Here is a 19,897-nt window from a genome sequence, read left to right as displayed (position 1 = left end):
AACATACACCAGCGATTCGGCGCACCACAAATCGGGGCTGGTCGACGGAGGACGCCGGTGGATCAGGCGTTGAGACCGGCGATCGCGGCGTCCAGCGCGCCCTGGAAGAGGGTCTCCCGCTCCTCCGGGGAGAGGTCGCCGGAGCCGTCCTTGAGGTGGTCAGACACCGTCAGGACAGTCAGCGCCTCGGCGCGGTGCTTCATGGCGCACGCGTAGAGCCCAGCGGCCTCCATCTCGACGCCGAGGGTGCCCAACTGGTCGAGCGCCGGGATGATGTCGCTCCGAGAGCTGTAGAAGAAGTCGCTCGAGTACACCGAACCGACGTGGACGGCGCGATCGCCGGCGCGCGCGGCGTCGACGGCGGCGCGGAGCATGTCGAACGACGCGGCCAGAGACAGCGTGACGCCGGGTAGGTCGATGGTGGACACCGCGGAGTTCGTGTGCGCTGAGGCGGCGACGATGACGTCGCGCACCTTTACGTCGTCGGAGATCCCCCCGCACGTCCCGACCCGGACGATCCGACGGACGCCGAACTGCGAGAAGAGTTCGGTGGCGTAGATGGAGATCGACGGGATGCCCATGCCGGAGGCCATCGCGGTCATCTCGACGCCGTCGAGCGTGCCGGTCCAGGCTCCGATTCCGCGCACGTCAGAGACGAGGCGCACGTTCTCCATCCGGGTCTTGGCGATCCGCTCGGCGCGCTTCGGGTCGCCGGGCATGATGACGAGCGGGGCGATGTCGCCGGGTTCGCAGGCGATGTGGGGGGTTGCCATCATTGGCACCTTTCGCTGGTCGGAAAGAAGTTAGGCCTCGAATCAATCCGATCCGAGGCCTGGTGGCAGGTGTTGGATTTGAACCAACGTAGGACTACGCCGACGGTTTTACAGACCGCTCCCTTTGGCCGCTCGGGCAACCTGCCATGCTGTTGCCAGCGAGTGGAAATATAGCAGCGGCCACGCACGGCCACAAAAAGACCCGGGCGCAGCGCCAACGGATGGCGGCAAACGCCAACCGGCAACGCCGAACGCCAACCGCCACGCGGTGTCGCCCGCGAGACTCAGCGACGCCCGCGATATCCCACGGGCATCGCTGCGACTCGTCGGCGTTCCGACCTGTCCGTTGGCGTTTGAAGCTGACCATTGGCGTTCACGCTTCTCGGTTGGCGTTGGGCCCTCCCGGTTGGCGTTGGGCATCTCCCCGTTGGCGTTGGGCCCTCTCTGTTGGCGTTCGTTCGCGCCGGTTGGCGATTCCCACGCTTCCTGGGGAGAGCCCCTGCTCCGGTCAACCCAAGGGCCTGTGCGACCCACCCGGTGGATCCAGGCTCAGTCACCGATGGTGAGCAACATCTTGCCCGCCGCCACGAGCAGCACCACCCCGAGCAGACGCTGGATGTGGATGTTGCGCGGGGTCCGCGACCCGTACCGGGATCCCAGGAAGCCGCCCAGCACCGCGAGCGGGACCCACACCGCGATGGCGTCGAGCGGGATCGAGTCCAGCAGTTGCAGCTGACCGGCCAGGCCGGACGCCGAGTTGAGCAGGATGAACGCCGCCGCGACGCCGGCCGTCGTCTTGGTGTCGGCCCAGCGCCTGAAGAGCAGGATCGGGCTGAGGAAGATCCCGCCTCCGATGCCCGTAACGCCGGACAACAACCCCACGAATGCGCCGATGGCAAGAGCCGGGAGGACGGGGGGGCGCATCCCCGGATCATCGGCGGGATCGGCTTTGGGCCAGAAGAGGTAGCCCGCCGAGTAGATCAGCACCGCCGCGAGAAGCGGCTTGTACACCACGCCCGGGACATGGATCAGCCCCCCGACGAACGCCATCGGGACGGCCGTCACCGCGAAGGGCCACAGCACCCGCCAGGAGAAGGCGCCGCGCCTGTAGAACGCGGCGAACCCGATGGCCGCGACGGCGATGTTCAGCACGAGAGCCGTCGGACGCATGACCTCCGTGGTCACGGAGAACAGCGCCATGACCGCGAGATAACCCGACCCTCCGCCGTGGCCGACCGAGCTGTAGAGAATGGCGGACAGTCCGATCAGCAACCCGACCGCGACGATGATCTCCAGCTCCATGGGCGACACCCTAGTGCCGGCCGGCTGGCACAATGAGCAGCAGGAGCCTGGCGCGCGCGGGCCGACCCATCCGCCCGGATGATCGTCCGCAAATCCGACCCACTGCGTGCCAGGCGCAGATCGTCCAGTCACCAGGAGAGACACCATGGCCGCAGACAGCTCATTCGACGTCGTCAGCAAGGTCGACCGCCAGGAAGTCGACAACGCCCTCAACCAGGCCGCCAAGGAGGTCAGCCAGCGCTTCGACTTCAAGGGCACCGACGCGAAGATCGCGTGGTCCGGGGAGAACATCGACATGGAGGCGGTCTCGGAGGAGCGCGTCAAGGCGGTGCTCGACGTGTTCCAGTCGAAGCTCGCCCGCCGCGGCGTCAGCCTCAAGGCACTCGACGCCGGCGACCCGCGCCAATCGGGCAAGCTGTGGAAGATCACCGCGTCCATGAAACAGGGCATCAAGCAGGAGGACGCGAAGAAGATCTCCAAGCTCCTCCGCGACGAGGGCCCCAAGGGCGTCAAGTGCCAGATCCAGGGCGACGAACTCCGGGTCTCCAGCAAGAGCCGCGACGACCTGCAGGCCGTGCAGGCGCTCATCAAGGAGCAGGACTACGACTTCGCGGTGCAGTACGTGAACTACCGCTGACCGGCCACCGCCGTCACGTCCGCACCGGACCGACCGGCCTCACGCCCGGGGGCAGACGACCGGGTGACGGCACCCCCCTTATCCGCCTATCCGAAAGTAGCAGTCACTCCGTCAGGAACTCGGTCACTTCCCGCACGACAGGCTCAGCCCACAGCACCTTGTAGTGGCCCAGCCCCGACGTCCGGTGGACACGCGCGCCGGGCCACGAGCCCGCCAGGACATCGGACCCCGCCACCGGTGTCTCAGTGTCGTCCTCGTCGTGGACGAACAGCGCCCGCGGAAACGGCAGGTCACGCCGGCCCAGCACCGCAGGCACGTCGAAGTCAGCGGCGTGGAGACCGTAGTCACGCTCGAGAGCGGCGAGCATTTCGCCGACCGTCCGGGGGCCCCAGTCGAGTCGCCCTCCCAACAGCTCCAGGATGTCGTCGAGAAGCACCGAGGGGGCGATGAACGCCACTCGAGCAACGTCGAGCCCCTCCGCCACCGCGAGCGACGCCGCCATGGCGCCGCCCGAGTGGGCGACCAGCCCGTGGACCTCTCCGACGGACTGCGCAACCGCGTCGATGGCGTCCTTCAGTTCGGGCATTCCCGAGCGTCCCCGACCGAAGATGCCCTCGGGCGAGTCACCGTGGGCCGGTGCGTCCGACGCCACGACCCGGTGCCCCGCGGCCACGAGGGGCTCCACGTAGACACCCAACTGCTGCCACCACCCGGACCAGCCGTGGACGAGCAACACCGTCGGCCCCTCGCCCCAGGAGTAGGCCGCGATCGGTCGTCCGTTGACTGCGATGTCCAGACGCTCGCCCGGACGAACCCCTCGATCGCGCTTCGTCGGAGGTGGCGCCGGAGGCACGCGGAACCACAGCGCGGAGGCCGCCCTGGCCGTCAGACGGGGCGCGAGCCGCTCCCCGAGCCGGAAACCTGCCTTCATGCCGCCGAGGGCTGCGCGTTCGGCGAGCTTCGCTGTTGTCTTTCGGACGTTCATGGGTGCCATCCTCCACGCCGTCGGGCACTGGGTGCAAAAGGTCACTGGGTAGCATCGGGCGCCATGACCCTGCGCATCGGCACCCATAACGTCAACGGCATCCGCGCGGCACTGCGTCGAGGCTTCCGCGACTACTGGGACGGTTCTGGTGCTGATGTGGTGGCGCTGCAGGAGGTGCGCTGCCGGGTGGATGACCTGCCGCTCGACGCGTTCGAGGGCTTCCACGTCAGCCTCGACGCGGGGCAGCTCGCCGGCCGCAACGGGGTGGCTGTCCTGACGCGCCAAGCGCCGGTGCGGGTGCGATCGTTGTCGGGCGCCGTCACCGCAATCGCGTCGGATCGGGCGACCTCGGCGCTGGCCGCGGAGCGCATCGTGAACCGGGATCTGGCCGTTTTCGCCGACGAAGGTCGCTACCTCGAGGTGGACCTCGCCGACGCACCGCTTCGGGTGGCCTCGCTCTACCTGCCCAAGGGCGCCGCGTGGCCGTTCGACGACGGCGCGGAGGTGAAGTACCGCCGCAAGATGCGCTTCCTGAAGGGGCTGGCCCGCCAGCTCACCGCATCACGGCGCGACGCCGCCGCCGAGGGTCGCGAGTTCCTCATCATGGGCGACTTCAACATCGCCCACACCAGGCAGGACCTGCGGAACTGGCGCAGCAATCAGCGATCGGAGGGGTTTCTCCCCGAGGAGAGGGAGTGGTTCGCGTCGATCCTCAGCCCTCGCACCCTCGTCGACGTGACCCGCCGACTGCACCCGGAAGCCGACGGTCCCTACAGCTGGTGGTCGTGGCGCGGCCAGTCCTTCACTCAGGACACGGGGTGGCGGATCGACTACCACCTGGCCTCTCCCCGGCTCGCACGCTCAGCGTCGGCGTCCTGGGTGGCCAGGGAGGCGACCTACGACCTCCGGATGAGCGACCACTCCCCCGTGCTGGCGGATTATCGCCTCTGATCCTGCGCCAACTCGGGCGCCGGCTCGTCCGGGTCCATCGGCTGGCTGAGCTCGTGCGAGTGCATGATCCAGTAGGTGGCGCCGAACAGCAGCAGGACGAGCATCCACCAGCCGTTCCGCAGCCCGAAGTTCATGGCGTTGAACCCGAGCAGGACCACCGTCGCGACGATGGCTCCGCGCAGTAGCCGCTGCGAAGGGTGCGTCATGGGCAACAGCACCGCCCCCCACAGCAGGTACCAGGAGTGGATCGCGGGCGCGCACAGAGCAAACCAGATCAGCGACCAACTGATGAAGGTCAAGGGACGCTGCCCGAGGTGGCGCACGGCGAAGTAGATCATGCCAAGCACTGCGGCTGCGGCCCCGATCCCGCGGAAGGTGGTCACCCAGCCGCGTCCGGTCATGTCGCCGCTCGCGAGGTTGAAGGGGAACTGGACGAGGTGCCCCAACACCGTGAACGGAGACACGGTGTCGACCATGCCCGGCACGTTGATCGCATTGACCCAGCCGAAACCGAGGCCGCTGCCAAGCGAGATGGCGGCGAACACCGCGACCGACAGGCCCAGCGATCCCAGCGCCCGGAACATGGCGATCGTGAAAGGCCGGGGTCGCCACGACGACCAGGGTGTGACGAGGAACGGCAGCGCCACGGCCGCCAGGAACGCGGGCTGCTTGATGGCGGCCGCAACCCCGATGACGAGCGCTCCGAGCCACCAGGCCCGGTACCGCATCGTCAGCCAGATGCCGAGCAGCATGAGCCCGGTCATCTGTGAATCGTTGTGGGCTCCGCCGATGAAGTCGATGACCAGGATCGGGTTGAGGACCGCGAACCAGCTGGCGGCCGCCGGATCGGCGCCCACCCGTCGGGCGATGGCCGGCACGAGGATGCCGATGAGGATGACCCCGGCGAGCGCCGGCAGCCGCATCAGCAGGGCGGACACAAACGGATCGAACCCGGCCGCTTGAACGATGCCGTGGCTGAGCCAGAGCGACAGCGGGCCGTAGGGGGCCGTCGTTTCGCGCCAGACCCAGGCCACCTGGTCGGCGTAGTAGCCCGGCAGAATCCCGGGACCGACCTGATAGGGGCTGAGGTTGTTGTGGATGAGCCATCCGTGCGCCGCGTAGGAGTAGGCGTCGTGCGAGAAGATCGGGGGGCCGAGGAGCAGCGGGGCGGACACGATCGCCAGCACCGCCCAGTGCCGCAGCTGTGGACGCCCTCGCGCCCGGCGTCGCGACGGCCGCAGCCGGAACCACGACTCCAAGAGGAGTGCGAGGCCCACGAGGGTCGCGATGGTGCCGATCCACCGCGTGGTGGGCCCGTCGATGCCGAACGTGCGGAGCGTGTCCCACACCGGGGACGCCTGCGGCAGGTAGGCGGGGCTGAGCGAACCGATAAGGATGCCGACGCTGCCCAGGAAGCCTGTCCACACCGCACGGGTCCGCCCCGCCTGCGCCAGCCCTCGCACGACCTCCGACGCGAGGCTACGCATCCGGCGCCAGCTGCTCGCGCTGGTGCACCAGATCCACGAGGCTGTCGGCCGACGGGACGTGCGAATCGCCCCACTCCAGCGCGTCCGTGGGGCACTGCTCGATGCAGACCCCGCAGTACATGCAGAGCGACCAGTCGATGGTGAACGTATCGAGCACGTTGTGGGTCCGGGGTCGGGCCCCTGGGGCGGGCACCGTCTGCTCCTGATGGGAGGTGAGCCGGATGCACCAGGTGGGGCATTCCCGCGCGCAGATCATGCAGGACGTGCAGCGGTCCTCGATGAGGCGGATGGAGCCGTGGATCATCGCACCCTCCTCACCCTTGCCCCCGTGGCCGACAGGGCGATGTCGGCGGCCGTGGCGGCCGGGTCGGCGAGGAGGCTCGGATCGGGGACGCCCGGGGGCACCAGCTTGCGCCGGCCCGGCGCGGCGTCGGATTCACCCGGCTCGAGGGCCCCGGGCCAATGAACCTCCTGACGCTGCTCGAGGAGGACGTCCTTGCGCAGCGGAGCGCCGCCACCGTGGTGGATGAGCGGACGGTTGTCGCCCCCGTTGAACTCGACACCGAAGAAATCGTGAACCTGACGCTGCAGCCAGGCCGCACCGGGGAAGATGTCGGCGATGTCCGGGAGCGACGGCCGGTCTCGATCGACGAGCGCCTCGATCCTGGCTGGCTCGCCGTCGTCCGGGCGCTCGAGCCAGAGCAGCACCCTGATGTGGTCGGAGTGACCCACCTCGTCCACGGCCGTCAGGTTGGCCAGGAAGGTGAAACCAGCCTCCCTCGCCGCCTCGACCTCAGCCCGCCACGTGACCGGCACGACGCACCTCCTCCAGGTAGCTGTGCAGCGCATCAGGAGGAGGCGGGCACCCGGCGATGAAGTGGTCGACGTCGACGATCTGCCCGCCGCCTGCGACCACCGAGTAGGAGTCCCAGTAGGGTCCTCCGACGCAGGCGCACGCTCCGAAGGCGACCACCGTCGGGTCCGCCGGCAGCTGATCCAGCGCATGCCTGACCGCTGGCACCGCCGCCGTGGTGAGCGTCCCCGACAGCGTCACCACCACCACGGCTCCTGCGGGTAGCTGCTCGAGATCGACGGCGCGCCGACCCTGGGCTGCCGCCTGCGTCTCCAACGCGCAGCAGGCCAACGGCACATCGACGACGAAGACCGAGCCGTCGTCGAACCAGTCTGTGGCGTGCATGCGCGGCAGTCTACGCCGGACCGCGACGAAGCCGCGCCCCCCTGCGGGGGGGCTAGAATCAACCCTTCATGACTGACATCCCCACCTGGGCGCGCACGCTCACCGACGGCGACCTGCTGAGGGCGTTCGGAGCAGCGACCCTGGTGCGAGGGCGACAGTATGCCGCGATGAACCGGGTCACCAGCGTCAGTACGACCGCGGATGGAGCCAGGGCGACGGTCCGCGGCAACGCGATGCGCACTTACGAGACCACGCTCTGGCGCACCCACGACGGCACACCGCACAGCTACTGCTCCTGCCCGGTCGGACGGAACTGCAAGCATGCCGTCGCGCTGCTGGTGACCATGCGCGACAGCACCGCCGGTGCCGACTGGAGGCGCGCCCTGTCCCGGTTCGCACCGTCCGCGGCCCCGACGGGCCGCACTCCGCTGGCGCTGTCGGTCGATCAGACCGTCGAGGGATTCACGCTGCGCCCGCTCCGCCCCGGCAATCGTGAGCCGTGGATCCGGTCCGGCGCCTCCTGGGATGACGTCAGAACCTCACCGGTCGTCTTCCACGCGGAACACCGCACAGCCCTGCTCGCACTCCTCGAGACGAGGCAGGCCGACCGCTTCGGTGGCGCGACGGGCGGGGGCACCTTCGCGCTCGACCGCATGCGGGTTGACGGGTGGCGCCACCTGGCCGACGCGGTGCGGGCGGGGGTCGAGCTGATCCCGGGTCACGACCTCGGCGGCCGAGTTCTGCCGCCAGTCCGCCTGGCCGAGCACCCGGTCACCGCGGTGATTCGCGTCGATGAGACTAACGACGGTGCCCGCGTGTTGCCGTTGTTGGAGGTGGATGGTGAGGAGCTCCCGCCGTCGACCCGTTCCCTGCTCGGCTATCCGGCCCACGGTGTGGCGCTGCGGCTCGACGACTGTCTCCTCCTGGGTCCCCTGCGCGTGGCACTGGGCGAGGCGGAGCACGCACTCTTCGGGACCGGTGAGGTGGTCGTGCCCGAGTCCGATCTTCCCGTCTTCGCGTCCGCCTTCCTGCCCAACCTGAGCCGACGGCTCTCGGTCCACGTGGCCGACGGCATCGACCTGCCCACGGTGGAGCCGGTCCGGGCGCTCGCGCGGATCACGTTCGACGCGCTGCACGCCACCGTGAGCTGGGGCTACCGCTATCGCGTCGGGGCGGAGGTCCACGACGTGGGCCTGATCCCCACCAACGAGGATCCTCCGGTCCGCCAGCCCCACGAGGAGCAGCTACTCGCCCACTCTCTCCGCGACGGGCCCTGGGGCGAGTCGTTGGCCACCGTCCGGCTGAGCGGGCGTCAACTCATCGACTTCGTCTCATCCGGCCTCCCCGCGTTGGAGCGTCGTGAGGATGTTGCGCTTGAGGTCTCCGGCACGCCCCCGAGTTCCGGGAGGCGGACGAGGCGCCCCAGGTGAGCCTGACGGTTGGCGACTCCCGGACTGGGGACTGGTTCGACCTCGATGTCACCGTCACCGTCGACGGCGAGGAGGTACCTTTCCTGGCCTTGTTCAGTGCGTTGAGCGCCGGGGACGAGTTCCTGTTGCTGGATTCCGGCACCTGGTTCTCCCTCGACAGCCCGGAGCTGACCCAGCTGAAGACCCTCGTCGCGGAGGCCCGCGCGATGGTCGAGGAGGATGGCCCCGGCCAGTTCCGGCTGCGGCCGGAGCACGCCGGCCTGTGGGAGGAGCTGAGCGCGCTCGGCGTCGTCGCCGAACAGTCTGCGGCGTGGCAGTCGGCGGTGGCTGCGCTGCTCGACGTCGACGAGTTACCCGCGGTTGACCCGCCGGAGCGGCTCCGCGCCGAACTCCGCCCCTACCAGCAGACCGGATTCGAGTGGCTGCGGTTCCTGTGGCGCTCGCGGCTCGGGGGCATCCTGGCTGACGAGATGGGCCTAGGCAAGACGATGCAGGCGTTGGCTCTGATCCAGTCGGCCGTCGAGGCGGACGAGCTGGAGGCCCCGGTTCTCGTCGTGGCGCCCACGTCGGTGATCGGCACGTGGGCCGCGGAGGCTGCGGCGTTCGCTCCGGATCTCAACGTCGCCATCATTACGGAGACCGGCGCCCGGCGCGGCGCACACCTCGGCGAAGCCATCCAGGACGCCCACATCGTCCTGACGTCGTACACCCTGCTCCGGCTGGAAGCCGACGACTACAGGGACATCGCCTGGTCCACGGTGCTCCTGGACGAAGCCCAGTTCGTCAAGAACCACTCCTCGAAGGCCTACCAGGCGGTGCGCAAGCTCCGCGCGCGGCACAAGATCGCGCTGACGGGCACCCCGCTGGAGAACAACCTCATGGACCTGTGGTCGCTCCTCTCGATCACTGCGCCGGGGCTCTTCCCGGACCCCCGCGCGTTCACCGAGGCGTACCGCAAGCCGATCGAGTCAGGCGAGGCCACCGCGCTGGAACGCCTGCACCGTCGCATCCGTCCCCTGATCCTGCGGCGCACCAAGTCGGCCGTCGCCACCGAACTGCCCGAGAAGCAGGAACAGTTGGTGCCGGTGGAACTGTCCTCCCAGCACCGTCGCATCTACGACCGACACCTGGCCCGGGAGCGACAGAAGGTCCTCGGGCTCGTCTCGGACCTCCACCAGAACCGCATCACGATCCTCCGATCGCTGACGATGCTCCGCCAACTCAGCCTGTCGCCCGCGCTGGTCGACGCGAGCTACCCGGTCGTGTCGGCCAAGGTCGACGCGCTGATCGAGATGCTCGCCGAGACGATCGCGGAGGGGCACCGGGCATTGGTCTTCAGCCAGTTCACGAGCTTCCTGGCGTTGGTCAAGCAACGCCTCGACGCGGAGGGGATCGGCTACCAGTACCTCGACGGACGCACCCGCGACCGGGCCCGCAGGATCTCCGAGTTCCGCGGCGGGACCGACCCCGTGTTCCTCATCAGCCTCAAGGCAGGCGGGTTCGGGCTCACGTTGACCGAGGCCGACTACGTCTTCATCCTCGATCCCTGGTGGAACCCCGCCGCCGAGAACCAGGCCATCGACCGCACCCACCGCATCGGCCAGGACAAGCCGGTCAACGTCTACCGGCTGGTGGCGGCCGACACCATCGAGGAGAAGGTCATGGCGCTGCAGGAGTCCAAGCGACACCTCTTCGACGCCGTGGTCGGGCGCGCCGCCAACGTCGCGGCCCCGCTGACCGCCGACGACATCCGCGGCCTGCTCGACTGACGCAGATGCGGGCACCGGTCTTGACCGGGTGGGCAGATAGGGTGGCTGCCGCGCGCATCGGAGCGCGGGAGTTGGAGAGCACTCCATGAAGCACGTCCATGTCATCCTGCTGGCCGCAATCCTCGCGGTGGCGGGTCTGGTGCTGCCCTCATCCCAGTCTCCGGCCTCGGCGCTCGACGTGTACGTCACCGAGGGCACACACCTCCACAACGGGCGTCAGTGGAGGACCGTCTGCGAGCCCTACTCGCAGACGAGGTGATGCCGCACTGAGATCTGGGCGACGGTGATCCGACAGGAGGGTGGCCGGTTCAGCGCCTCGAACGGATGGGCCTTCAACAACCTCACCTATGCCGCCTCCCCGCGCGGCCTGTGGACCACCAACCCGCTGGCCGCCTACGGGAAGGTGGGCGGAGCCGCCACCTGGACCGGCACCGATGGACGCACCTGGCGCACGGAGTGCGACACGCCGCTGACCGGCAACGGCGGCTGCCGCTCGTTCATCGTCGCCTCGGTCATCGTCGCCTCGGTCATCGAGGCCTCGGGCTCCGGGTACCGGTGGGTGACGAAAGAGATCTTCAACAGCATGGTCCGCTTCGGCAGCACCGCACCGCCGAGCTACCCGACCGCTCCCCCGATGACGCAGGCGCCGTCGTTCCTCCAGGGCCGGACGCACTTCCGGCTGGGCCTCATCGTGACCCAGGCAAACGTCGGCACGCAGGCCAAGGGCCACGCGCGTCTGTCCAACATCGAGCTGGATCCGGGCGGGAAGGTCGGCACGTTCCGGGAGAACTACTGGACGTACTCGATGGACATGGCCGCTGGCGAATACGACTTCGGCCAGTTCCGCGCCACCCTCGCGAACCTTCCCTCAGGGTGCGTCACGAGCAGCAGGGAGACCGCCGACCGCGCGTCGATCGGACTGCCCCCGTTGCCACCCGGCGCCTGCGACGTACGCGCGGCGCGCACCTTCCTGGGCGCGCCGACCGTGCGGACCGGCACATATCACGCCTCCTCCGGCGCGACGGGCAACCGGATCCAGCTCTTCTTCGAGGGCAGTTCCGTCACCGAGACCTACCTCGATGCCTCCGACCCGGGACGGGCGTACAGCGAACTACGGCTGTCGGCCCACACACATCCGGGGGCGATCAACTCGATCGGCTTCCTGTTCGGCTCCACCACTGCACCCACCGTCGGCCAGTCCCTGGCACCGCTGGTCCAGCAGCTGGCCGAGTGGCTACCGCCGCGCTCCGTCAACCCGGCCCACGTCAACCAGGCGCTGTTCCCCTCTCCCGCCGGGGGTGCTGACAAGTCCTTGTGGGTGCAGTCGCTGGGCAGCTCAGCCCTGCCGGGCCACCCCCAGTACTTCCGGTTCCGCCAGTACGTCCCCACGCAGGGCAACCCGGGCTGTATCGCCACCGAGCCGGCGGTGCGGAGCCGCATCGACTATGGCTGGCACTCCTACCTCTGCCCGCTGGGCAGCGACGGCAAGATGGCGTGGCATCACATGGTGAGTCCGCTGGTGGCCGAGCGCCACGGCCTGTGCACCGACGCGTCGTCCTACGCCTGCAAGCAGGCCGGCACTCAAACTGCCGACTACACGATGCCCGCGCGGGCGGGCGGCCACGTCAATCAGACCCTCCAGGTGATCGACGACGACGGGCGGCTCGTGGGCATGGTCGGCCTCGAGACGAGCCTCTACTCGCTCAAGGCCACCTCTCAGTCGCAACTGAGCCTCATCGCGGTGGTGGCCAGCCGCTGACCCGGGGCAAGCGAGCAGCCCGTTCGCTGGGCTGGATCCGCCGAGCGGTCGCGTAGTCGCAGCACCGGACCGAGTCCGCCGTGAGCCTGATCGACCACGTCAGGCTTCCTGCAGGACGGCGCCTGGCAGCGGGGAATCGATGGATTCAGGTCGGGTGCCTAGAATGGCCACGATGCTCTCTAGGAACCCTGAGGTACCCACACGTGGCTGATCAGCTCTCCCTCGATCGAGTTGTGATTCGGTTCGCCGGCGATTCCGGCGACGGCATGCAGCTGACCGGCGACCGCTTCACCGCGGAGACGGCGAGCTTCGGCAACGACATCGCGACGCTGCCGAACTTCCCCGCGGAGATCCGCGCGCCCCAGGGCACCCTGCCAGGGGTGTCGAGCTTCCAGCTCCACTTCGCGAACTTCGACATCGTCACCCCCGGGGATGCGCCCGACGTGCTGGTGGCCATGAACCCGGCCGCCCTCAAGGCGAACCTCCGCGACCTGCGCAAGGGCGGGGTCATCATCGTCGACACCGCCGACTTCACGAAGCGCAACCTTGCGAAGATCGGCTGGGCCCACAATCCGCTCGAAGACGGGTCGCTCGGCAACTACTCGGTGCACGCCCTCGACCTGACCGGTCTAGCCACGGGCGCCGTCGCCGAGTTCGATCTCAGCCGGAAGGACGCGTCGCGCAGCAAGAACATGTTTGCGCTCGGCCTCCTGAGCTGGCTCTACTCGCGGCCCGTCGAGGGCACGCTGAAGTTCCTCTCCGAGAAGTTCGCGAAGAATCCGACCATCCGGGACGCCAACATAGCGGCGTTCAAGGCCGGGCACGCCTACGGCGAGACCACCGAGACCTTCGAGGTTCGCTACCAGGTCGACCCCGCCCCGATGCCGGAGGGGCGCTACCGCCAGATCTCAGGCAACCTCGCCACCGCCTACGGCCTCATCACCGGCGCGCACAAGGCCGGGCTCCAACTCTTCCTCGGCTCCTACCCCATCACCCCCGCCTCGGACATCCTGCACGAGCTCTCGCGCCGCAAGGACCTCGGCGTCATGACGTTCCAGGCCGAGGACGAGATCGCGGCCGTCGGGGCGGCACTGGGCGCCTCATTCGGTGGATCCCTCGGAGTGACGACGACGTCGGGCCCCGGCATGGCGCTCAAGGCCGAGACGATCGGTCTGGCAGTCATGACCGAGTTGCCCCTCGTCGTGATCAACGTCCAACGCTCCGGCCCGTCCACGGGAATGCCGACCAAGACCGAGCAGGCAGATCTGCTCCAGGCGATGTACGGCCGCAACGGCGAGTCGCCGCTGCCGGTGCTGGCGGCGAAGTCGTCCACCGACTGCTTCGATACTGCGCTCGAGGCGTGTCGGATCGCGGTCAAGTACCGCACCCCGGTCATCATGCTGTCCGACGGCTATCTCGCCAACGGCGCGGAGCCGTGGAAGCTGCCCGACCTCGACTCCATCGAGCCCATCGAGCCGAACTTCGCCACCGGGCCGAACGGGCAGGGCGCCGACGGCAAGGACGTGTTCCTGCCCTACGAGCGCGACCCGGAGACGCTGGCCCGCGCCTGGGCCGTGCCCGGGACCGCAGGACTCGAACACCGCATCGGCGGCATCGAGAAGGCCGCACGGACGGGCAACGTCTCCTACGACCCCGACAACCACGAGCTCATGACGCTGACCCGGCGCGACAAACTGCGCCGGATCGTCGCAGACATCCCCGACATCGAGGTGGACGATCCCAGCGGGCGGGCCCGGGTGTTGGTGCTGGGCTGGGGCTCCACGTACGGCCCCATCACCGCGGCCGCTCGTCGGGTGCGTCTCGGTGGCCGCGACGTCGCTCTGGCCCATCTGCGGCATCTCAACCCCATGCCCGCCAACCTCGGCGATGTGCTGCGCTCCTACGACAAGGTGATCGTGCCGGAGATGAACCTCGGCCAGTTGGCCGTCGTCCTCCAGGCCCGCTACTTCGTCGACATCACCCGCTACTCGCGTGTCCGAGGCCTCCCCATCTCGCTCAGCGAGCTCGAGGTGGACCTGAACGCCGAGATTGACTCCCTCAAGGAGGAGAACTGATGACCCAGGGCCTCGCCGGTGTGCCGCTCAGCCTGGAGCCGCTCACCAAGAAGGACTACACCAGCGACCAGGAGGTGCGGTGGTGTCCCGGTTGCGGCGACTACGCCGTCCTGGCGACCTTCCAGTCGATGATGGCCACCCTCGGGATCAAGCGGGAGAACACCGTGATCATCTCCGGCATCGGGTGCTCATCACGCTTCCCGTACTACGTCGACACCTACGGCATGCACTCGATCCACGGTCGCGCGCCGTCGATCGCAACCGGCGTGGCCATCTCGCGGCCCGACCTCAACGTCTGGGTGGTGACCGGCGACGGGGACGCGCTCTCCATCGGCGGCAACCACCTCATGCACACGCTGCGGCGCAACGTGAACGTCACCATCATGCTGTTCAACAACCGGATCTACGGGTTGACCAAGGGCCAGTACTCCCCCACGTCCGAGCTGGGGAAGGTCACCAAGTCGACTCCCTACGGCTCGCTGGACACGCCGTTCAACCCGGTCTCGCTGGCTCTCGGGGCGGAGGCGACCTTCGTGGCGCGCACGATCGACTCCGATCGCAAGCACCTGGCCGAGGTGCTGACGGCTGCGGCAGAGCACCGGGGAGCCTCGCTGGTGGAGATCTACCAGAACTGCCCCATCTTCAACGACGACGCGTTCGCGACACTCAAGGGTCCCGACGGCGTCCTCATCTCGCTGCGCCACGGGGAACCCATCGTTTTCGGCGGTGGCGAATACTGCGTCATCCGCGATGCGCAGGGAGAGATCCGGGTCGCCCCGACGGCTGACGTCGACCCCTCCCACATCGTGGTGCACGACGAGACTCGGACGGACCCCTCGCAGGCCTTCGCCCTGTCCCGGCTCACCGAGCCGGGCGTGTTGCGGCAGGCCCCGATCGGGATCTTCCGCCGCGTCGAGCGCCCCACCTACGACGACCTCGTCCGCGACCAGATCGCGGCGGTGAAGGCCGACGACACCGAGGCGGCCCTCAAGTCGGTGATCGCCGGGTCGGCCACCTGGGAAGCACACGAACGCCCCGCCTAGGCGAGCGATCGGCCCGAGTGACGTCAGGCGATTCACTTTCGTCCTGAAGAAATGACGCGCCAGGGACCCAGAGCGTCCTCGAGGCGCATTATCTCAGGGCGAGCCTCCGGCACCATGGGGATCGAAGCGGGAGGAAGCGCCTCCAAGCTCAGCGACCTGGCAGGCCGGACCCCCTATAGTGGAGACGAACGCCACTGACTAGGAGCTATGCATGTCGACCACCAGCACGCCACATCCGGAGCATTCGAGCAAGCCCGACAGCCCGACCGACATCAAGCCGCCGAGCTGGAAGTTCGTGTTCAAGAATGCCGCGCGGGAATTCGGCGACGACGGCCTGTCGGACGCGGCTGCCGGCTTGACGTACTACACGGTCTTGTCGCTGTTCCCGGCGATCATCGCGCTGGTGTCGATCCTCAGCCTGTTCGGTCAGAGCGGCGATCTGCTGCGCAACCTCATCACCGATCTCCAGGACCGCGGAGCCATCCCCGTTGACGCACTCGACGTCATCATGCCCGTCATGGAGTCGCTGCTGGAGACCCCGGCGCCCGGCATAGGTCTCATCCTCGGCCTTCTGGTGGCCATGTGGACGGCCTCGAATTACGTCAAGGCCTTCTCCCGCGCCATGAACCGCATCTACGAGATTCCCGAGGGTCGCGGCTTCGTCAAGTTCAACGCGAGCATGTACGCCCTCACCGCCGGGATGCTGGCCCTCCTCGCGCTGGTGCTCGTGCTCATCACCGTGTCGGGTCCCCTGGCCGAGAGCATCGGGAGCCTGATCGGCCTGGGCGAGACCGCCCTGACGGTGTTCAACTACGCGAAGTGGCCGATCCTCCTGGTCATCGTCATCCTCATCGTGAGCATCCTCTACTGGGGTACTCCCAACGTGAAGCAGCCCAAGTTCCGCTGGCTGACGATCGGCGCCGGCATCGCCATCATCGGCACCATCCTGGCCTCGCTCGCATTCGCGTTCTACGTCAGCAACTTCGGCTCCTACGACGAGACCTACGGCACCCTGGCTGGTGTCATCATTTTCCTGTTCTGGGTCAACATCATCAACAGCGTCCTGCTCTTCGGGGCCGAGATCGACGCCGAGCTGGAGCGCGGCCGGCAGCTGCAGGGCGGGATCGCCGCCGAGAAGGAGATCCAGCTGCCGATGCGCGACGACAAGGCCGCCATCAAGAAGCAGAAGAAGGCTCGCGAGGCCGTCGCGGAGGCCCGCGAGCTGCGGCTGACCGCCGGGGCCTCCTCCGACCCGGACGAGAAGGACGAGTCGAAAAGCTGACTAGGCTGGGCTGCATGACAGCCATCAGTTTCGAGCACTCCGATCCCGCCGTTCGCCCGCAGGACGATCTGTTCCGCCACGTCAACGGCACGTGGCTCGCGAACGCTCAGATCGCCCCCGACCGTTCCGCCGCGGGCAACTTCATCGACCTCGTCGACCAGGCCGAGCGGGACGTGCGAATCATCATCGAGGAGCAGCCCGTCGACGGGGACCCGACGACGGACTCGGGCAAAGTGGCTGCCCTGTACGCCAGTTTCATGGACGAGGACCGCATCCAGGCGCTCGGCACCGAGCCGTTGCGGCCGATCCTCGCCTCCATTGACCAACTCGCCGAACCGAGCGACGTCGCCCGTCACCTGGGCTGGTCACTCCGGCACGGGTTGAGCCCGCTCGTGCACTTCAGCGAGGATGCCGACCCCGGCGAGCCGAGCCGGTACGCCCTGTTCGCGATGCAGGGCGGCCTGGGGCTGCCCGACGAGGCCTACTACCGTCTCGACGACCACGCCGACGTCAGGGACGCCTACCGCTCCCACCTGCGGCGCGTCTTCGAGCTGGCCGGCCTCACCGACGCTGAGGACCAGGCCGACGCCGTCATGAAGCTGGAGACGGCCATCGCATCTCACCACTGGGACGTGGTGCGGCGCCGCGACCTGCGCGCGATGTACAACCCCATGACGTTGGCCGACCTGCGCGACCTCTCCCCCGGCTTCGATTGGGACGCCTACCTCGACGGCGCGGCCATCCCACACGACAAGGTGGCCGAGGTCATCGTCGCCCAGCCGTCGTTCCTCGAGGGCGCTGCGTCCCTGCTCAAGGACGCACCCCTGGAGCAGTGGCGTTCCTGGGCGCGGTGGAAGGCGATCGCGGGACTGTCGCCGTACCTATCGGCCGAGTTCGTCGAGGCCAGCTTCGACTTCTACGAGAAGACCCTGCGCGGCAACGAGGAGCAGCGCCCCCGGTGGAAGCGCGGCGTCGCCCTGGTCGAGGGAGTGCTCGGTGAGGCCATCGGCAAACTGTACGTCGAGCGCCACTTCACCCCGTCGGCGAAGGAGGCGATGGACGCGCTGGTGGCCAATCTGCTGGCCGCCTATCGAAACTCCATCGAGGAGCTCAGCTGGATGACCGATGAGACCCGCGAGGAGGCGCTTCAGAAGCTGTCGGCTTTCACACCGAAGATCGGCTACCCGTCGAAGTGGCGCGACTACACGGCGCTCTCCGTCTCTCGAGACGACCTCGTCGGCAATGTGCTGGCGGCCAACTCATTCGAGCTGGACTACACCCTGTCCAAGGCTGGGGGCCCTATCGACCGCGAGGAATGGGGCATGTTCCCCCAGACCGTCAACGCCTACTACCACCCGCTGCGCAACGAGATCGTCTTCCCCGCAGCCATCCTGCAGCCCCCGTTCTTCAACGCCGACGCCGACGACGCGGTCAACTACGGCGCGATCGGCGCGGTGATCGGCCATGAGATCGGCCACGGCTTCGACGACAAGGGCTCCACCTGCGACGGCGAGGGGCGGCTGCGCGACTGGTGGCAGCCCGCCGACCGCGAGGCCTTCGAGGGGCTCGCTGAGAGCCTGGTCCAGCAGTACGACGGCCTGGTGCCCGAGGGCGTGGAAGGGGCGTCGGTCAACGGCAAGCTCACCGTCGGCGAGAACATCGGCGACCTCGGCGGCCTGGGCATCGCGTACAAGGCGTGGCTCCTGGCAGGTGGGGACCCCGACGGCGAGCAGATCGACGGACTCACCCCGGCCCAGCGGTTCTTCACCGGCTGGGCCCAGGCCTGGCGAACCAAGCGCCGCCCGGAGGCGCTGAAGGTGCAGTTGGGGACCGACCCCCACTCCCCCGACGAGTTCCGCTGCAACCAGATCGTGCGCAACCTCGACGCCTTCTACGAAGCGTTCGGAGTGACTGAGGACGACGCGCTGTGGTTGGACGAGCAGGATCGGGTCACGATCTGGTGATTCGGCCCGGCGAAGGAGAGTTCCATGAGAAAGCTGCACAAACGATTGGCGGGCCCAATCGTCGCGCTCGTCTCCACTGCGGCCTGCGGGCGACCAGGTCAACGCTGGCGGCGGCTATCTCGGGCTGGACGAAGTGTCGGGCCTGATCGGCGAGGATGCGGCCGAGGACCTGAAGCAGTGCCCCACAGACAAGGAAATCGCGGTGGTGATGACGCTCTCCTGAGTGCTGACGTCGTCAGCGGGCCTGCTCAGGGAGCAGTGAGGGTCAGTTGGTCCGGTCCACCAGGTCGGCACACACGCGCAGCAGGGCGTCCTTGGCCTCGCCGTCGGGCAAGGGGTCGAGGTGGCCGCGGGCGATCTCGGCGCGACGTTCGACCTCGGCCTTCGCCCGCTGCATCACCGGATGGGCGCTGAGCCCCTCCAGCGCCCTCGCAAGCGCCTCATCGGAAGCGAGGTCGCCGTCGATCAGCGCCAGCAGCTCCGCATCGGCAGGGTTGTTCTCGGCCCGAAGCATCAGCACCGGTAGGGTCGGGACGCCTTCGCGGAGATCGGTCCCGGGAGTCTTACCGGTGGTCTCGGAGGTGATGTCGATGAGGTCGTCGCTCAACTGGAACACCAGCCCGACCTCCTCCCCGAAGGCCGCCAGCGCATCGAGCGTCTGCCGATCGGCACCGGCCACCATTCCACCGAACAGCGCCGAGGCGGCGATGAGCGAGCCGGTCTTGTCGGCGATCACCTGGATGTAGTGCGCCAGGGGATCCTCCAACTCACCGGGCCCCTTGGTTTCCGCGATCTGACCCTGCACGAGGCGTGCGAAGGTCTCGGCCTGAAGCTTGACGTACTCGACGCCCAGCTCGGCCACCTGTGTCGATGCCCTGGCGAACAGGAAGTCGCCGACGAGGATGGCCACCGAGTTTCCCCATAGTCGGTTCGACGACGGGGCGCCGCGGCGCAGGTCGGCGTCGTCCATGACGTCGTCGTGGTACAGGCTGGCCACGTGGGTGAGCTCCATCACCATGGCCGCCCGCATCAGGTCGCCCTCGGTGGCACCCGCGCCGAAGCGCGACGCCAGGAATACCAACAGCGGACGGAAACGCTTCCCCCCGGCCGCGACCAGATGGCGCGCCGCCTCAGTGACGAACGGGGAGTCGGCCACCGCTGCGGTGACCAACTGCTCCTCGAACGTCTCGAGCAGCATGCTCAGCTGCTCATCGAGTGGGGACTCGCCCACGACACTCAACT

Annotated in this window: 18 protein-coding genes and 1 tRNA gene; 10 read left to right on the top strand and 9 right to left on the bottom strand. The window is 68.3% G+C overall.

Annotated elements, in window-relative coordinates; translation table 11 throughout:
- Window positions 1-62: 62 nt before the first annotated feature.
- From deoD to RPIT_RS02720, 3 genes are all read right to left on the bottom strand, one after another.
- Entirely contained in the window at window positions 63-773 is a 711-nt protein-coding gene (deoD, locus tag RPIT_RS02730) for a purine-nucleoside phosphorylase (protein ID WP_077340377.1), read from the bottom strand.
- Between the two features lie 60 nt (window positions 774-833).
- A tRNA-Tyr gene (locus RPIT_RS02725) sits at window positions 834-919 on the bottom strand.
- Between the two features lie 403 nt (window positions 920-1,322).
- Complete coding sequence (locus RPIT_RS02720; protein WP_077340375.1) at window positions 1,323-2,075, bottom strand: sulfite exporter TauE/SafE family protein; 753 nt, start codon at window positions 2,073-2,075, stop codon at window positions 1,323-1,325.
- 145 nt (window positions 2,076-2,220) lie between these two features.
- Between RPIT_RS02720 and RPIT_RS02715 the strand changes: the two genes are divergently transcribed.
- Window positions 2,221-2,712 (top strand): YajQ family cyclic di-GMP-binding protein, encoded by a 492-nt coding sequence (locus tag RPIT_RS02715; RefSeq protein ID WP_077340373.1) that lies wholly within the window; start codon window positions 2,221-2,223, stop codon window positions 2,710-2,712.
- Window positions 2,713-2,815: 103 nt separating this feature from the next.
- On the opposite strand, the gene RPIT_RS02710 is transcribed toward RPIT_RS02715, so the two are convergent.
- Window positions 2,816-3,697 carry an alpha/beta fold hydrolase gene (locus tag RPIT_RS02710; RefSeq protein WP_077340371.1) on the bottom strand — a complete coding sequence of 294 codons (882 nt, stop codon included), beginning with the start codon at window positions 3,695-3,697 and terminating at the stop codon, window positions 2,816-2,818.
- A 69-nt stretch (window positions 3,698-3,766) separates the two neighbouring features.
- Between RPIT_RS02710 and RPIT_RS02705 the strand changes: the two genes are divergently transcribed.
- Window positions 3,767-4,648 carry an exodeoxyribonuclease III gene (locus RPIT_RS02705; RefSeq protein ID WP_077344174.1) on the top strand — a complete coding sequence of 294 codons (882 nt, stop codon included), beginning with the start codon at window positions 3,767-3,769 and terminating at the stop codon, window positions 4,646-4,648.
- On the opposite strand, the gene mptB is transcribed toward RPIT_RS02705, so the two are convergent.
- Genes mptB through RPIT_RS02685 form a run of 4 tightly spaced genes read right to left on the bottom strand, consistent with a single transcriptional unit; the run spans window position 4,636 to window position 7,333 of the window.
- Window positions 4,636-6,135, bottom strand: a complete 1,500-nt coding sequence (mptB, locus tag RPIT_RS02700; RefSeq protein WP_077340369.1) for a polyprenol phosphomannose-dependent alpha 1,6 mannosyltransferase MptB — start codon at window positions 6,133-6,135, stop codon at window positions 4,636-4,638. The genes RPIT_RS02705 and mptB overlap by 13 nt on opposite strands.
- A complete protein-coding gene (locus RPIT_RS02695; RefSeq protein WP_077340367.1) occupies window positions 6,128-6,439 on the bottom strand; it encodes a 4Fe-4S binding protein in 312 nt (103 codons plus the stop codon). The genes mptB and RPIT_RS02695 overlap by 8 nt, the downstream gene beginning before the upstream one ends.
- On the bottom strand, window positions 6,436-6,951 hold the full coding sequence (locus RPIT_RS02690) for an NADH-quinone oxidoreductase subunit C (RefSeq protein ID WP_162274474.1): 516 nt from the start codon (window positions 6,949-6,951) through the stop codon (window positions 6,436-6,438). Before RPIT_RS02690 ends, RPIT_RS02695 begins: the two co-directional genes overlap by 4 nt.
- Window positions 6,929-7,333 (bottom strand): NADH-quinone oxidoreductase subunit B, encoded by a 405-nt coding sequence (locus RPIT_RS02685; protein ID WP_077340363.1) that lies wholly within the window; start codon window positions 7,331-7,333, stop codon window positions 6,929-6,931. Before RPIT_RS02685 ends, RPIT_RS02690 begins: the two co-directional genes overlap by 23 nt.
- 68 nt (window positions 7,334-7,401) lie before the next feature.
- Between RPIT_RS02685 and RPIT_RS02680 the strand changes: the two genes are divergently transcribed.
- The 8 genes from RPIT_RS02680 (at window position 7,402) to RPIT_RS02650 (ending at window position 18,655) form a co-directional block, all read left to right on the top strand.
- On the top strand, window positions 7,402-8,763 hold the full coding sequence (locus tag RPIT_RS02680; RefSeq protein WP_077340361.1) for an SWIM zinc finger family protein: 1,362 nt from the start codon (window positions 7,402-7,404) through the stop codon (window positions 8,761-8,763).
- The gene (locus RPIT_RS02675) at window positions 8,760-10,532 is read left to right on the top strand and encodes a DEAD/DEAH box helicase (RefSeq protein ID WP_077340359.1); all 1,773 of its coding nucleotides are present in this window, start codon (window positions 8,760-8,762) and stop codon (window positions 10,530-10,532) included. The genes RPIT_RS02680 and RPIT_RS02675 overlap by 4 nt, the downstream gene beginning before the upstream one ends.
- An 85-nt stretch (window positions 10,533-10,617) precedes the next feature.
- Window positions 10,618-10,791, top strand: a complete 174-nt coding sequence (locus tag RPIT_RS14880) for a hypothetical protein (protein WP_157633328.1) — start codon at window positions 10,618-10,620, stop codon at window positions 10,789-10,791.
- A gap of 24 nt (window positions 10,792-10,815) precedes the next feature.
- Complete coding sequence (locus RPIT_RS02670; RefSeq protein ID WP_077340358.1) at window positions 10,816-12,291, top strand: hypothetical protein; 1,476 nt, start codon at window positions 10,816-10,818, stop codon at window positions 12,289-12,291.
- A 203-nt stretch (window positions 12,292-12,494) separates the two neighbouring features.
- Window positions 12,495-14,366, top strand: coding sequence for a 2-oxoacid:acceptor oxidoreductase subunit alpha (locus tag RPIT_RS02665; protein ID WP_226996318.1), 1,872 nt, complete (start codon window positions 12,495-12,497; stop codon window positions 14,364-14,366).
- On the top strand, window positions 14,366-15,409 hold the full coding sequence (locus RPIT_RS02660; RefSeq protein ID WP_077340356.1) for a 2-oxoacid:ferredoxin oxidoreductase subunit beta: 1,044 nt from the start codon (window positions 14,366-14,368) through the stop codon (window positions 15,407-15,409). Before RPIT_RS02665 ends, RPIT_RS02660 begins: the two co-directional genes overlap by 1 nt.
- 211 nt (window positions 15,410-15,620) lie before the next feature.
- Entirely contained in the window at window positions 15,621-16,691 is a 1,071-nt protein-coding gene (locus tag RPIT_RS02655) for a YihY/virulence factor BrkB family protein (protein ID WP_077340354.1), read from the top strand.
- 14 nt (window positions 16,692-16,705) lie between these two features.
- Window positions 16,706-18,655 (top strand): M13 family metallopeptidase, encoded by a 1,950-nt coding sequence (locus tag RPIT_RS02650; RefSeq protein ID WP_077340352.1) that lies wholly within the window; start codon window positions 16,706-16,708, stop codon window positions 18,653-18,655.
- Window positions 18,656-18,920: 265 nt separating this feature from the next.
- Here RPIT_RS02650 and RPIT_RS02645 read toward each other — a convergent pair whose 3' ends face one another.
- Entirely contained in the window at window positions 18,921-19,895 is a 975-nt protein-coding gene (locus RPIT_RS02645) for a polyprenyl synthetase family protein (RefSeq protein ID WP_418361365.1), read from the bottom strand.
- Window positions 19,896-19,897 lie beyond the last annotated feature (2 nt).

The organism is Tessaracoccus flavus (genome assembly GCF_001997295.1).
In the GTDB taxonomy this organism is placed as follows: Bacteria; Actinomycetota; Actinomycetes; order Propionibacteriales; family Propionibacteriaceae; genus Arachnia; species Arachnia flava.
The sequence above is the reverse complement of the archived record's forward strand: the minus strand, read 5'-3'. Positions and strand labels throughout refer to the sequence as shown.

Bases quoted from the DNA above. Each gene is read 5' to 3' on its own strand.
- deoD (WP_077340377.1), bottom strand. From the start codon at position 773: ATGGCAACCCCCCACATCGCCTGCGAACCCGGCGACATCGCCCCGCTC.
- RPIT_RS02720 (WP_077340375.1), bottom strand. From the start codon at position 2,075: ATGGAGCTGGAGATCATCGTCGCGGTCGGGTTGCTGATCGGACTGTCC.
- RPIT_RS02715 (WP_077340373.1), top strand. From the start codon at position 2,221: ATGGCCGCAGACAGCTCATTCGACGTCGTCAGCAAGGTCGACCGCCAG.
- RPIT_RS02710 (WP_077340371.1), bottom strand. From the start codon at position 3,697: ATGAACGTCCGAAAGACAACAGCGAAGCTCGCCGAACGCGCAGCCCTC.
- mptB (WP_077340369.1), bottom strand. From the start codon at position 6,135: ATGCGTAGCCTCGCGTCGGAGGTCGTGCGAGGGCTGGCGCAGGCGGGG.
- RPIT_RS02695 (WP_077340367.1), bottom strand. From the start codon at position 6,439: ATGATCCACGGCTCCATCCGCCTCATCGAGGACCGCTGCACGTCCTGC.
- RPIT_RS02685 (WP_077340363.1), bottom strand. From the start codon at position 7,333: ATGCACGCCACAGACTGGTTCGACGACGGCTCGGTCTTCGTCGTCGAT.
- RPIT_RS02680 (WP_077340361.1), top strand. From the start codon at position 7,402: ATGACTGACATCCCCACCTGGGCGCGCACGCTCACCGACGGCGACCTG.
- RPIT_RS14880 (WP_157633328.1), top strand. From the start codon at position 10,618: ATGAAGCACGTCCATGTCATCCTGCTGGCCGCAATCCTCGCGGTGGCG.
- RPIT_RS02660 (WP_077340356.1), top strand. From the start codon at position 14,366: ATGACCCAGGGCCTCGCCGGTGTGCCGCTCAGCCTGGAGCCGCTCACC.
- RPIT_RS02655 (WP_077340354.1), top strand. From the start codon at position 15,621: ATGTCGACCACCAGCACGCCACATCCGGAGCATTCGAGCAAGCCCGAC.
- RPIT_RS02650 (WP_077340352.1), top strand. From the start codon at position 16,706: ATGACAGCCATCAGTTTCGAGCACTCCGATCCCGCCGTTCGCCCGCAG.